The organism is Streptomyces sp. NBC_00377 (genome assembly GCF_036075115.1).
Classification (GTDB): Bacteria; Actinomycetota; Actinomycetes; order Streptomycetales; family Streptomycetaceae; genus Streptomyces.
Genome location: NZ_CP107958.1, coordinates 6,279,257 through 6,291,653 on the forward strand (window position 1 = coordinate 6,279,257; position 12,397 = coordinate 6,291,653).

The 12,397-nt window shown below is 70.1% G+C and carries 12 protein-coding genes; 6 read left to right on the top strand and 6 right to left on the bottom strand.

Annotated features, from left to right (window positions below; all coding sequences use genetic code 11):
• Positions 1-28: 28 nt before the first annotated feature.
• Entirely contained in the window at positions 29-742 is a 714-nt protein-coding gene (locus OHS71_RS27930) for a DUF4232 domain-containing protein (RefSeq protein ID WP_328482072.1), read from the bottom strand.
• Positions 743-1,113: 371 nt separating this feature from the next.
• Entirely contained in the window at positions 1,114-1,569 is a 456-nt protein-coding gene (locus OHS71_RS27935; protein WP_328482073.1) for a hypothetical protein, read from the bottom strand.
• 346 nt (positions 1,570-1,915) lie between these two features.
• Here OHS71_RS27935 and OHS71_RS27940 point away from each other — a divergent pair, with 346 nt between their 5' ends.
• The 3 genes from OHS71_RS27940 to OHS71_RS27950 are packed head-to-tail and all read left to right on the top strand — an operon-like array spanning position 1,916 to position 5,116.
• The gene (locus tag OHS71_RS27940) at positions 1,916-3,118 is read left to right on the top strand and encodes a sensor histidine kinase (RefSeq protein ID WP_328482074.1); all 1,203 of its coding nucleotides are present in this window, start codon (positions 1,916-1,918) and stop codon (positions 3,116-3,118) included.
• 60 nt (positions 3,119-3,178) lie between these two features.
• Positions 3,179-4,381: a sensor histidine kinase gene (locus OHS71_RS27945; RefSeq protein WP_328482075.1), complete on the top strand. Its 1,203-nt coding sequence runs from the start codon at positions 3,179-3,181 to the stop codon at positions 4,379-4,381.
• A 51-nt stretch (positions 4,382-4,432) separates the two neighbouring features.
• A complete protein-coding gene (locus OHS71_RS27950) occupies positions 4,433-5,116 on the top strand; it encodes a response regulator transcription factor (RefSeq protein WP_328482076.1) in 684 nt (227 codons plus the stop codon).
• A 314-nt stretch (positions 5,117-5,430) separates the two neighbouring features.
• Here the strand turns inward: OHS71_RS27950 and OHS71_RS27955 are convergent, their stop codons facing one another.
• From OHS71_RS27955 to OHS71_RS27970, 4 genes are all read right to left on the bottom strand, one after another.
• Complete coding sequence (locus OHS71_RS27955; protein WP_328482077.1) at positions 5,431-5,715, bottom strand: hypothetical protein; 285 nt, start codon at positions 5,713-5,715, stop codon at positions 5,431-5,433.
• A gap of 429 nt (positions 5,716-6,144) precedes the next feature.
• Entirely contained in the window at positions 6,145-6,624 is a 480-nt protein-coding gene (locus OHS71_RS27960) for a MarR family winged helix-turn-helix transcriptional regulator (protein ID WP_328482078.1), read from the bottom strand.
• Between the two features lie 8 nt (positions 6,625-6,632).
• Positions 6,633-7,694, bottom strand: a complete 1,062-nt coding sequence (locus OHS71_RS27965) for an alkene reductase (RefSeq protein ID WP_328482079.1) — start codon at positions 7,692-7,694, stop codon at positions 6,633-6,635.
• A gap of 75 nt (positions 7,695-7,769) precedes the next feature.
• On the bottom strand, positions 7,770-8,672 hold the full coding sequence (locus tag OHS71_RS27970; RefSeq protein WP_328482080.1) for an NADP-dependent oxidoreductase: 903 nt from the start codon (positions 8,670-8,672) through the stop codon (positions 7,770-7,772).
• Between the two features lie 543 nt (positions 8,673-9,215).
• Here OHS71_RS27970 and OHS71_RS27975 point away from each other — a divergent pair.
• The 3 genes from OHS71_RS27975 to OHS71_RS27985 all read left to right on the top strand — a co-directional run bounded on the left by OHS71_RS27975 (position 9,216) and on the right by OHS71_RS27985 (position 12,167).
• Complete coding sequence (locus OHS71_RS27975) at positions 9,216-11,324, top strand: xanthine dehydrogenase family protein molybdopterin-binding subunit (RefSeq protein ID WP_328484668.1); 2,109 nt, start codon at positions 9,216-9,218, stop codon at positions 11,322-11,324.
• A gap of 22 nt (positions 11,325-11,346) precedes the next feature.
• Positions 11,347-11,802 carry a (2Fe-2S)-binding protein gene (locus OHS71_RS27980; RefSeq protein WP_328482081.1) on the top strand — a complete coding sequence of 152 codons (456 nt, stop codon included), beginning with the start codon at positions 11,347-11,349 and terminating at the stop codon, positions 11,800-11,802.
• 65 nt (positions 11,803-11,867) lie between these two features.
• Positions 11,868-12,167: a TetR/AcrR family transcriptional regulator gene (locus OHS71_RS27985; RefSeq protein ID WP_328482082.1), complete on the top strand. Its 300-nt coding sequence runs from the start codon at positions 11,868-11,870 to the stop codon at positions 12,165-12,167.
• Positions 12,168-12,397 lie beyond the last annotated feature (230 nt).

Genomic DNA, 12,397 nt, shown 5'->3' on the forward strand with positions numbered 1-12,397 from the left:
CGACGGCCGGGCCGGTGGCGTCGCACCGTCAGTTGCCGCCGGCCGCCTTGAACATGTAGTTCTCGGACTTCTCGCGGCTGACGTTCCAGTACGAGACCAGGGGGTTGTCGTCGATGTTGAGGAAGTCGGCCTCGTCAGGCAGCGGGACCTCGATCGGCCCGCTGTCCGCATCGGCGTTGGAGACGCGGCCCTGGAGGCTGACGGTCATCGTCTCCACGGCCTCGGTCGGCGCGCCGACCCGGAAGAGGAGCATGCCCGCGTACGCCTTCTCGCCCGGCCCGATCGTGGCTCCCTTCATCTCGGACTCCATCGGGCCGACCTGCTCCTCCCGCCCGTCGCCGAAGCGGACGATCGGGTAGCGGTACAGGGCGCATTTCTTGCCGCCGGTGTTGGTGGCCGTGAGGAGGAGGTGGCGGACCGAGTCATGTGCGTAGAGCGTGGTGGCGATCGAGATGTTCGCGTCGGTGCAGGCGGCGGTCGCCGTTTTACCGCCACCGGCGTTCCCCGACCCACCGGCGTTCCCAGACCCACCGCCCGAGTCCTGCGAACCGGCGCCCGAGTCCTGCGAGCCGGCGCCCTTGCTGCCGGACTGAGTGGAGATGGTCGCGCTCGGGGTGGCGGACGGGGTGGTGCCTGTGCCGTTGTTCGTGCCGTCCGGCTCACAGGCCGTGGCGGAGAGGAGGGCGGTGAGGGCCGCGGCTCCCAGGGCGTAGTTCTTCCAGCTCTTGTGTGCAGTACACATGTGATCCCCCGTGTGCAGCCATGTGGTGCGAATTTCGACCAACCAGGTTGAATGACGCAGCGAGGAGATCGCTGAACTCCCGTTCCCGCGTAACCGTGAGGGAACGCAGGTATGGAGGTCGTACTTCCCTTTCGCCGCTTCAGGGACTGCCCTGAGATTTCTTCGGCCGGACGGTGGCGGGCGGGTAGCGCCGATGACCGGAGTCAGCCCCGTGTGCGGGCCCTACCCGTACCTTCCGGCTTACCAGGATTGCGGCCCGCAGCCGCCTCACCCTCACGTCATGCCGGCAGCAGCGAACGAACGGCGATCGGCCACCTCGACCGCCGGCTCGCACAGGCCAGGGGGGACTCGGCCGAGCTCCCCCGTGATGTTCAGATTTGGACCCGGTTCCCGTTTGCGATACCGCCCCCGCTTCGAGTCTCCTGGATGTACCACTCGTAGATCGATTCGTTCTGGGTCCAGGAAAGGCCGCCGAAGGTCTTGTACGTGCCGCACGTAGTGGTCGTGTGCCAGGCGCCGTACTGATAACCGGTGGTGACCGCATGGGTGACAAGGCGGATACGCGCAGAGGTCACTCCGATACCGCAGGGGAATCGCACCGACATGGCGCCGGTGAGGTTTTTTCTGGAGGCGGAGAGGGTGAACGTTCCGCTTCCACACACGTAGCTGTCGCAGAAATCGCTGCGCCCGGCTGCCGCGACAGCGCCGGCCCGCGCGCTGTCCGGCGCCGCCGGGGCTGCGGAAGCCGGAGCGGCTGTGGCAATACCGATCAGGGCGATCGCGCAGCCGGCTGCCGCGGCCGCAGTTCGAATCTTCGATATGGGCACTGTGAGTTTCCTTCCGTCGATGTTGCGGACCTCGTGACCGATCGCCGTCCACCACAGGGCGGCGAACAGCGCCGTCGTGGCCGTCGGGACACAGGGGAGTCCGGTCTCCTCGAAACCAGGACGGAGTACACGACAGGGCGGGGGCCCAAGGGCCCTGTCGCCTGCCGAAGAACTTTCCCGGGCGTTGCTGCCCGGGTGTATGGAAGTTAGTTGGAGGGGCCGATGCTTCTCGACCAACCGTGGGTTGAACTGTGCTTGCAACCAGGGTGGTTGCTGGTCTACCCCCAGGGTTGTAGCTGTGGTGGAAAACTGGCTGTAGCGGTCGCCTGGGGCCTACGCTCGGACGATGTTCGCGCAGCGCATATGGAGCGGGGCGGCTCGCCGGGCCTTCCCACAGGTGGCGGACATCGTCTATGCGGTTGTGTCGGTCTGGATCTCGAGCACCGCGCTGCGCAACCTGCCCGACCCGCACGGCTACTGGCGGCACACCGATGTATGGGCCTACGTGCTGATCGCCCTGGTCTATCTTCCGCTGGCCGTGCGCCGCCGGGCTCCCCTGACCGTGCTCATCTGCACGGCGGCCCTCGTGTTCTTCTACTTCACCCTGGCCTACTACCACGTGGTCGTGGTCAGCGGCCTGGGCTTGGCCCTCTACACCGTCGCGGCGCAGTGCCCGCGCAGGGTTGCTGCGAAGTGCGCCGCCGCATCGCTGCTCGTGCTGCTCTGGGGCGCGCGGCTCGCCGAGCCCGGGAGCGGCCCGTTCAGTGTGGCCTTCGTGACCGTGATGGTCGCCGTCACGTGGGTGACCGGCGACCGGTCCCGCCGGCTCGCGGAGCGCGGCGAGCGCCTCGCGGTGCTCACCGAGCAACTGCGCCTGGAGCAGGAGGAGAAGGCGCAGCGGGCCGTCATGGCCGAGCGCATGAAGATAGCCCGTGAACTGCACGACGTCATCGCCCATCACGTGTCGGTGATCTCCGTGCAGACGGGCCTGGCCGGATACGTCTTCACCTCCGATCCGGGGACGGCTCGCGAGGCGCTGGAGACCATCGCGGACAGCGCCCACGAGGCCATGGCGGAGATGCGCCGCATGCTGGTCGTGCTCAGGGAAGGGACCGCGCGCGCCCAGGACGCGGCGCGCGACCACACCGCGACCCCCGGGCTCGGACGGCTGGACCAACTGGCCCGGCGCGTCGAAGCCGCGGGTGTCCCCGTCGACGTCCGGATCACGGGTGCCCCGTTCGCCCTGCCGCCGGGCGCCGACCTGTGTGTCTTCCGGGTCATCCAGGAAGCTCTCACCAACGTCATGAAGCACGCGCCGACAGCGAACGCGAGCGTCACGGTGCACTACGACGAGGCCGCGGTCCGCGTCCGGGTGACCGACGACGGACAGGAGGCGGTCATGGCCGGCACCACCGAGGGGGCCGCCGGCCATGGTTTGATCGGCATGCGTGAGCGGGCCGGTATCTACGGTGGGACGGTGACCGCTGGTCCCGGCCCGCAGGGCGGGTTCGAAGTCGCACTGACCGTCCCCGTGCCACGCGACAGGTGAACGGGCGTCTCTGCGGTGGAAAGCCGGGTGGAGCGGTCGCTTGGGGCCTACGCTCGGACGATGTTCGCGCAGCGCACGTGGGGCGGGGCTGTTCGCCGGGCCTTCCCACAGGTGGCAGACACCGTCTACGCGGTGGTGTCGCTCGGCATCATGAGCACCATGCTGCACAACTGGCCGAACTCGGATGGCTATTGGCGGCACACCGATGTATGGGCCTACGTGCTGATCGCCCTGGTCTATCTTCCGCTGGCCGTGCGTCGCCGGGCTCCCCTGACCGTACTCGTCAGCACGGCGGCCTGCACGCTGTGCTATATGACCCTGGCCTACTACCACGTGGTCGTCGTCTGCGGACTGGGCCTGGCGTTCTACACCGTCGCGGCGCAGTGCCCGCGCAGGGTCGCTGCGAGGTGCGCAGTGGGGTCGCTGCTCGTGCTGCTGTGGGGCACGCGGCTCGCCGAGCCCGGGATCGGCCCGCTCAGTGTGGTCTTCGTGACCGTGACGGTCGCCGTTCTGTGGGTGACCGGCGACCGGGCCCGCAGGCTCGCGGAGCGCGGCGAGCGGCTCGCGGTGCTCAGCGAGCAACTGCGCCTGGAGCAGGAGGAGAAGGAGCAGCAGGCCGTCATGGCCGAGCGCATGAGCATAGCCCGTGAACTGCACGACGTGGTCGCCCACCACGTATCCGCGATCTCCGTGCAGACGGGCCTTGCCGGATACGTATTCACCTCGGACCCGAAGACGGCCCGCGAGGCGCTGGAGACCATTGAGGGCAGCGCCCACGAGGCCATGGCGGAGATGCGCCGCATGCTGGTCGTGCTCAGGGAAGGGACCGAGCGAGCACAGGAGGGGGTGGGCGACCACGACGCGTCCCCCGGTCTCGGGCGGCTGGACCAGCTGGCCCGGCGTGTCGAAGCCGCGGGTGTCCCCGTCGACGTCCGGATCACGGGTGCCCCGTTCGCGCTGCCGCCGGGCGTCGATCTGTGCGTCTACCGAATGATCCAGGAAGCTCTCACGAACGTCATGAAGCACGCGCCGACGGCGAGCGCGAGCGTCTCGGTGCACTTCGACGAGGCCGCGGTCCGCGTCCGGGTGACCGACGACGGACAGGAGGCAATTCCCGTCGGCACCACTGCGGGGCCTGCCGGCCATGGTTTGATCGGCATGCGCGAGCGGGCCGGTATGTACGGCGGCACGGTGACCGCTGGTCCCGGCCCGCAGGGCGGGTTCGAAGTCGCACTGACCGTCCCCGTGCCACGCGACAGGTGACAAGCGTCTCGGCTCCCGGCCGGGCAGCCGCGAGGAAGGCGGAAACCACGCATGCCCACAGTGCTCGTCGCAGACGATCAGATCCTCATCCGCTCGGGACTCGTCGCACTCCTGCGGGCCGCACCGGGAATCGAGGTCATCGGCGAGGCGCGGGACGGCGAGGAGGCCATCGAGATCGCCAAGCGGACCGGACCCGACGTCATCCTGATGGACATTCGGATGCCGGGCATCAGCGGGATCACCGCCACCGAGCGCATCCTTGCCCAGGCCGCGCCCCCGCCCCCCAAGATCCTTGTCCTGACCACTTTCGACCTCGACGAGTACGTCTACGGCGCGCTGAAGGTCGGCGCCTGTGGCTTCCTGCTCAAAGACACCCCACCGGACCGGCTGCTCGCCGCCATCGACACCGTGCACGCCGGCGACATGCTGTTCAGCGCCTCCGTGATCAAAGGGCTCATCGAGACCTACACCCCCCGCCCGGCCGCGCCCGAGCCGCACTTCGGGCTGGACACGCTGACCCCCAGGGAGTTAGAGGTCCTCGGGCTGGTCGGGGCGGGCATGTCCAACTCCGACATCGCCCAGAGACTCGTGCTCAGCACGGCGACCATCAAGACACACGTCCACCGCTGCATGAGCAAGCTCACGCTGAACAGCCGGGCCCAGGCGGTGGTCTTCGCGTACGAGACCGGACTGACCTCCCGCGGCGCCGCAGCCCGGGGCACGGACAACACCTGAGGTGTGGGAACTGCCATGTCGTCAAAGGTGCCCGGGATGGACAAAGGAGCGCGACCGCCGCCGGGCCCGCGCGGTCTGGCGCGGTGAGACGGGAGATGATCCTCGACGCCATCGCAGCGGGGCCCGACGCCTTCTCATGGACGGCGTCCCGTACGCCAGTGCCCCTTCCCGGATTCGAGCCGCCGGGAAGGGGCACTTCGTATCCTCCCCGACCGGGGCTTCGGCAGAGCTCCGGGCGTCCCCGGCCGTCAGCGCCGGGCGGTGTCTGACGCTCGGGCCGGCACGCAATCGGCTGCCCTACTGCTGGCCCACATCTACGCCGGCGATCCGCCCCAGACGCGCGGGCTGGCGAGTGAGGAGTTGTAGCTCGTGCAGTATGCGTAGGACGTCGTACCGGAAGCCGCAGTGGCGCCCACCGCGTATGTGCCGTTTTTGCACTTCGCGAACCCGTTGAAGGGGGCGCCGGTGCACTTGATCCCCGCCGTGTTGCCGTCGTCGAACACCTTCGCGCACGTGAACGCGGACGGGGCGGCGGAGGCGCTGTTCGCCATGGCCACGAGGCCGGAGCCGGCCAGGGTCAGGATGGCGAACGTACTCATGAGCTGTCGCTTCAATCCAAGGTCCCTTCGGTTCCCGGATACGGGGGAGTCCGTCCCCAGCGGTGGTGCGGTCGCCCGCCCGGGGCGATGTTGTCCGGGTACCTGGAAAGCTAGCTGGCAGGACTGTTCCCTCTCGCCCAACCAGGGGTTGAACTGCGCCTGCAACCAGGGTGGTTGCCGGGGTACCACCAGAGGCGTAACTGTGGTCGTAAGCCGGGTGGAGTGATTGCTCCCGGCCTACGTTCGCCAAGAACTAACGGCACGAAGATCACCGACGATCGGGAGGAGCCGCTGGCGTTTACGACTTCCCGGCAGAGCATGGGATCGTCCTCGACGCGGCACCGGCCTTCGGCTACCGCCTGCCGGAACTGTGGGGCGGCGACGCACGGGCGCCCTCCAGGCCGGAACCGGGGTACAGGCCGAGGGGAGTTACTCGGACTCTCCCGCCGCAACGGCACGGCTGTTGATCGCGTCGGCGATGGAGTAGGCGATACGGACGAAGGACTCCACCTGCTGCGCCGACAGGTCCCGCGCGGAGGTCTCCTCCAGGGCCCGCCACATGGCTGCCAGGGGCTCGCGCATGGCACGGCCCTTGTCGGTGAGGTGGACGACCATGACGCGCCGGTCGTATTCGGCCGGCTCGCGGACGAGCAGGCCGGCATCCTGCATGCGACGTAGGGACTTGGAGACGGTGGAGTGGTCCAGGCCGACGCTTTCGAGCAGTTCGGACTGGGTCTGGCCGTCCCGGTCCAGGAGTTGCATCAGCAGCAGTTCCTGTCCGGGATGCAGGTCCATCTCGCGGAGCATGGCGGCGGCGCGGGCGCGGTGAGCGCGGGCGAGCTGGAAGATCGCGTAGCTCATCGGCCCCTCGCCGGCCGTGCTGGGGATGCGGGGTGTGGGGACGGACATGTGGTTCCTCAGACGGTGTGGGTGGGGTAGTCGGTGTAGCCGGCCACTCCGCCGCCGTAGAAGGTCGCCGGGTCGGGGGTGTTCAGCGGCGCGTCAGAGCGTAGCCGCTCGACCAGGTCCGGGTTGGCGAGCGCGAGGGCGCCGACGGAGACAAGGTCGGCCGTGCCGTGGTCGACGTCTTTGGCGCGGGTGGGCAGGTCGGTGCCGGCCCGGTTGAGGATGAGCGTGGTCGGCCACAGCGCGCGCAGGGTGCCCAGCAGCTTCTCGTCGCCCGTGTGGAGGATGTGGAGGTAGGCGAGGCCGAGCGGGTCGAGGGCGCGTAGGAGCGCCGGATACAGGTCGGCGGTGTCGGACTCGGCGATGTCGTTGTAGGGGTTGCCGGGGGAGATACGGATGCCGGTGCGGTCGGCGCCGATCTCGTCGGCCACCGCGGCTGCGACCTCGACGGCGAAGCGGATGCGGCCCTCGACGGACCCGCCGTAGCGGTCGGTGCGCTGGTTGGTGTTATCGGCGAGGAACTGGTGCACGAGGTAGCCGTTGGCGCCGTGGATCTCCACGCCGTCGGCGCCTGCTGCGACGGCGGCCGCTGCGGCGCGGCGGAAGTCGTCGACGGTCGCCGCGACCTCCTGCGTCGACAGAGCCCGGGGTGTCGGCATCTCCTGGGGCCCGGACGCGGTGAACATCGCGCCCTGCGGCCGGATCGGCGAAGGGGCGACCGGCCGGCGCCCGTGGGGGGTGTTGTCGGGGTGGGCGATGCGTCCGGTGTGCATCAGCTGGATGACGATCCGGCCGTCGGCCGCGTGCACGGCGTCGGTGACCTTGCGCCACCCGGCGATCTGATCGTCGTTGTGGATGCCGGGAGTGAGGAGATAGCCCTGGCCGTCGGCGTTCGGCTGGGTGCCCTCGGTGATGATGAGCGCGTGCGAGGCCCGCTGGGCGTAGTACTCGGCGTTCAGCTCGGTGGGGACGCCTTCAGGGGTGGAGCGGTCACGGGTCATGGGGGCCATGACCAGGCGGTGCGGGAGGGAGATGTCACCGACGGTGGTCGGTGTCCACAGGGCGTTCAGCATGAATGGGTCCTTCGGCGCGGTGGCGAACAGGTGGTGATCGGTGAAGCGGAGGGCGTGACGGAAGGAGGGGCGTGATCAGTCGAGGGTGAGGACGAGCTTGCCCCGGACATGCCCGGCGTCGCTGACCTGCTGGGCCGTGGCGGCCTGGTCGAGCGGGTAGGCGGTGACGGTCGTGACGAGCCTGCCGGTCGCGGCGTCCTGGGCCAGCGCGGCCAGGTCGGCGGCGGAGCGTTCCAGACTGCTGGAGAAGGTGATGCCGAGCTGGTGTGCGCGGAAGTCGGCGATGGTGACGATGCGCTCGGTGCCGCCGCGCAGGGTGATGGAGTCCTCCAGGGCTCCCTTGCCGGCCAGGTCCAACACCGCGTCCACGCCATCTGGGGCGAGCGCCCGGACCCGCTCGACCAGGCCCTCGCCGTAGAGGGTCGCGGTGGCGCCGAGCGAGGTGAGGTAGTCCTGGTTGGCGGGGCCGGCGGTGCCGATGACACGTGCTCCGCGGGCGGTGGCGAGCTGGACCGCCAGGGTTCCGACGGCTCCGGCCGCGCCGTGCATCAGCACGGTCTCCCCGGAGACGACGCCGAGCAGGTTCAGGACCCGCTCGGCCGTCGCGCCCGCCACCGGCAGCGCGGCCGCGTGCTGCCAGTCGAGGCCGGCGGGCTTGGGGGCCACGGTGGTGGCCAGCGCGTACTCGGCGTACGAGCCGGTGTCCGACCAGCCCTGCACCTCGTCCCCCACCTTCACGTCCGTCACGCCCTCACCCAGGGCGTCCACCACGCCGGCGAGTTCGCCGCCGGGGACGGAGGGCAGCGGCGTGGGGAACATGTCCTCCATCGCCCCGGAGCGGATCTTGCCGTCCAGCGCGTTCAGTCCGGCCGCCTTGACGCGGACGCGGATCTGCCCAGGGCCGGGCTGCGGGACCTCTGTGTTCGCCTCGTGCAGCACTTCCGTGCCTCCGAAACGGTCGAACAGGATCGCCCTCATGACTACTCCTCTCGCGCCCCCACCCATTTAGGTGGCTGGACACATAATTACCGTAACAGCAAACATGTGGCTAGCCAAGTATTTGCTGTCGCTCGCGCTGGCAAGAGCGGTCGTGGTCGCGTCGGCCTCTTCGGGGCGGCGGTCGAAGCGGGACCCGCGTCCAGGCGGGCCCGGTGAGCCGGAGGTCCCGCCCCCGGTCGGCTCCTTCAAGCCCTGCGCCCGGCCCGGTTCGGCGGGCGGACGCGGATCTTCCCGCCCGGGGTGCCGCAGTCGCCTCCGCTCCAGGGGCACCCGCCAGGGGCGAGGTCGCCGACCGACTCGGCGTACCGGCCCGACGAGATGAACAGACGACGCTCTTCGGGTCGACCGCGACGGCCAGGGAAAGCGGCGGCGAACGCTCCAGCGGCAAGCCACGGAGCGGACACGTCCAGGCAGCTCGGCTCTCGCAGACAACCCCGAAGAGTGCTGCTCCCTCATACCAGTTGCACCGGGATACTCGGAGAGGAGCGTTCCTTGGCCCGTCAGTGGTCCCGCAGGAAGTTCGTGGTCTACTCGCTCGCCGCATCCACGCTGACCGTCGCCGCGCCGCTCGGCTGTGACACGGCGCCGGCCGAAGACGCCGGGCCCACCGCGGCCACGACGCGCCGGCCGGCCGACGTTCTGGTGACCGGCGCCGACGAGGAGATGCTGGTCCTCGAAGTCACCGAAGCCAACAGGATCGTCGTACGACTGCCGCGCGTCGAGGTCGGCCAGGGCGTCACCACCGCGGTCGCCATGATGATCGCCGAGGAGCTGGACGCCCGGCTCGCCGACGTCGACATCCCGCTCGCCGACGCCCGTGCCAAGGGCAACCAGTCCACGGGCGGTTCGAGCTCGGTGAGGTCGCTGTACGGTCCGGCCCGTGAGCTCGCCGCCTTGGCGCGCGCCAAGCTGGTGACCGCGGCGGCCAGGCGCTGGAACCTTCCCGCGCCGTCCTTGCACACCCGGAACACGAAGGTGATCGCACCGGACGGGCGTTCGGCCACCTTCGGTTCACTGACCGCGAGCGCCGCCCGGATCACCCGGCCGGCCGTGTCGAGCGGCCCCAAGCCCGCGTCCCGGCACCGGGTGATCGGGCGGCCGACGACCCGGATCGACGCCCGGGACATCATCACCGGCAAGGCCGAGTACGCCGGGGACCTGGCGGTGGCCGGAGCGAATCCGACCGTGGTGGCCCGGCCGCCGACGCTCGGCGGGAAGCTCGTCTCGGTCGACTCACGGGTCGCACGCGCGATGCCGGGCGTCCACGCCGTCGTCAGGGTCGCCGGTGGGGTCGCCGTGGTGGCAGAGTCCTTCCACCACGCTTTCAAGGCGAGGGACGCCCTGCGGATCACCTGGGATCCGGGGCCGCTCGCGTCGCTCTCCGATGCCGCGATCCGCTCGCGGTTGCGGGCCGCCGTCCCACGGCTCGGCAACCCGCCGCGTGGATCGGCGCAGACGGAGGGCGAGTTCGAGTTCGCCTTCGTCAGCCACGCTCCCATGGAGGTGCTGACAGCGGTGGCGGACGTTCGTGCGGGCCGCGCCGAGATCTGGTTCTCCTCCCAGACGCCGATGGACGCGCGCGACAGCATCGCCTCGGCGGTCGGGCTGCCTGGTTCGAAGGTGACGGTTCACGTCATACGAGGCGGCGGCTCCTTCGGCCGGCGGCTGAACTACGACGCCGCGATCGAGGCGGCCCTCATCTCGAAGGCGGCACGCCGGCCGGTCAAGCTGATGTGGAGCCGCGCCGACGACATCCGGCACGGCCGGATGCGCCCGGCCAGCCATCACCGGATCCGCGCCAGCCACGCACAGGGCAGGGTGGTGGCGTTCACCCACGCGATGGCCTCGGTGAGCGAGTCGTACGAAGGGCAGGGCCTTTCCGCTCAGGGGTACGCCGGCAACGGGGTGACGCCGGCCGTCGCACCTGCTTCCGGCCCGCTGCCCAGCGACAGCGGCCTGTACAACTTCGGGCGTGTGTCCGGGAACTCGGGATCGGTCGAACTGGCGATACCCCTCGGCGCCTGGCGGTCGGTGGACTCGGGGACGATGCGGACCGCGGAGGAGATCGTCGTCGACGAGGTCGCGAGAAGCCTGGGAAAGGACCCGATCGCCTTCCGGCGCACCACACTCAGGAACAAGGCCGTCAGAGCCGTGCTCGACAAGGTCGCGGACGCCGGTGCCTGGGGCCGGACCCTGCCGGCGGGCCAGGCACAGGGCGTCGCCGTCCACGAGGAGTACGGCTCCTGCGTGGCCTGCCTGGTCGAAATCGACGCCACCGACCCGAAAGACCCTCGGGTGACCAGGGTGGTGATGGCGGCCGACGTCGGAACGGCCGTCAACCCGCGCGGCCTTGAGGCCCAGCTCATGGGTACCGCGATCGACGGCATCTCCACCGTCCTGCGGGCCGGTCTGCACATCGACCGGGGTGCCGTCCGCGAGAGCAGCTACGCCGATTTCCACTACGCCCGTCAGCGGCACGCCCCGTTGCGTTTCGAGGCACACGTCATGCCCTCCCGGCGGGAACCGGGCGGGGCGGGCGAACTCGGCGTCCCGGCCGCGGCCGGCGCCGTCGCCAACGCCTATGCCCGGGCGACCGGTTCCAGGCCCCGCCGCTTCCCGCTCAATTTCTGACCCGACCTCCGAGAAGGTGCTGATGCCCTCCTACTCCTTCGTCCTCAACGGGAAGCCGGTCACTGTCGAGGCCCCGTCCGACATGCCGCTGCTGTGGGTCCTGCGGGACATGCTGAACGTCACGGGACCCAAGTACGGCTGCGGCGTGGGCGTCTGCCGTGCCTGTACGAGCCACCTCGACGGCGAGGAGATCCAGCCCTGTGTCGTGCGGGTCGCGGACTGTGCGGACCGCGAGGTCACCACGATCGAAGGCCTGGCCGACGGCGACGATCTGCACCCCGTGCAGCAGGCGTGGCTCGACAGCGATGTCGCGCAGTGCGGCTTCTGCCAGCCGGGCCAGATCATGGCCGCGGTGGCCCTGCTGAAGAAGACGCCCCACCCGACGGACGCCGACATCGACAACATCGAGAACGTCTGCCGCTGCGGTACTTACTCCCGGATCCGCGAAGCGATCAAGAAGGCCGCGGCGAACGGCTGACGGTCGGCCACGGGGGCCAGGGCGTCGGCGGGTGCGGCGTTCCGCGTGACGGTCTGGGTGCCTCGATGGCCTCGGTGGCCCGCGAGGCGGGGGTGGGGATCGCCACCATGTTCCGCCGCTTCCCCACGAAGGAGGAGCTGGTCGACGCCGTCTTCATCGACCGCATGGACGCCTACGCCGATGCCGTCGCCGTCGGCCTCGAGGACCCCGACCCCTGGAACGGGTTCGTCGGCTGCATCGAGGCCGCCTGTGCGATGCAGGCCGCCGACAGCGGCTTCGCCGACGTCCAGTCTCGCGGTGCTCGACTCCGCGCAGCGCTCGCACTGACGGGCGGGCCGCCCGATCGGCACCCCGTCGCAGCGTGAGGAGCGGCCGGGCGGACCGGTCCCAGCCGTCAACTGTGCATCGGGCGCCGGACAACATGCCTGGCGAAGGCCGCGACGCCCAGCAGAACAACCGCCGGACGGGTCTGCCACGGTGTCTCGTCGACCCGGGGCGTTCATCGACGCGGGCGTGCCCGACACGGGGCCGCGACCCCCTCGATGCCGAAGTGACGGGCCTCACAACGAAGGGAAAACCCGTCGCCCGCTCCCGG

Coding starts and splice junctions, on each gene's coding strand:
- OHS71_RS27965 (WP_328482079.1), bottom strand. CDS start 7,694: ATGCTGAACGCCCTGTGGACACCGACCACCGTCGGTGACATCTCCCTC.
- OHS71_RS27955 (WP_328482077.1), bottom strand. CDS start 5,715: ATGAGTACGTTCGCCATCCTGACCCTGGCCGGCTCCGGCCTCGTGGCC.
- OHS71_RS27940 (WP_328482074.1), top strand. CDS start 1,916: ATGTTCGCGCAGCGCATATGGAGCGGGGCGGCTCGCCGGGCCTTCCCA.
- OHS71_RS27945 (WP_328482075.1), top strand. CDS start 3,179: ATGTTCGCGCAGCGCACGTGGGGCGGGGCTGTTCGCCGGGCCTTCCCA.
- OHS71_RS27950 (WP_328482076.1), top strand. CDS start 4,433: ATGCCCACAGTGCTCGTCGCAGACGATCAGATCCTCATCCGCTCGGGA.
- OHS71_RS27980 (WP_328482081.1), top strand. CDS start 11,347: ATGCCCTCCTACTCCTTCGTCCTCAACGGGAAGCCGGTCACTGTCGAG.
- OHS71_RS27960 (WP_328482078.1), bottom strand. CDS start 6,624: ATGTCCGTCCCCACACCCCGCATCCCCAGCACGGCCGGCGAGGGGCCG.
- OHS71_RS27985 (WP_328482082.1), top strand. CDS start 11,868: ATGGCCTCGGTGGCCCGCGAGGCGGGGGTGGGGATCGCCACCATGTTC.
- OHS71_RS27930 (WP_328482072.1), bottom strand. CDS start 742: ATGTGTACTGCACACAAGAGCTGGAAGAACTACGCCCTGGGAGCCGCG.
- OHS71_RS27970 (WP_328482080.1), bottom strand. CDS start 8,672: ATGAGGGCGATCCTGTTCGACCGTTTCGGAGGCACGGAAGTGCTGCAC.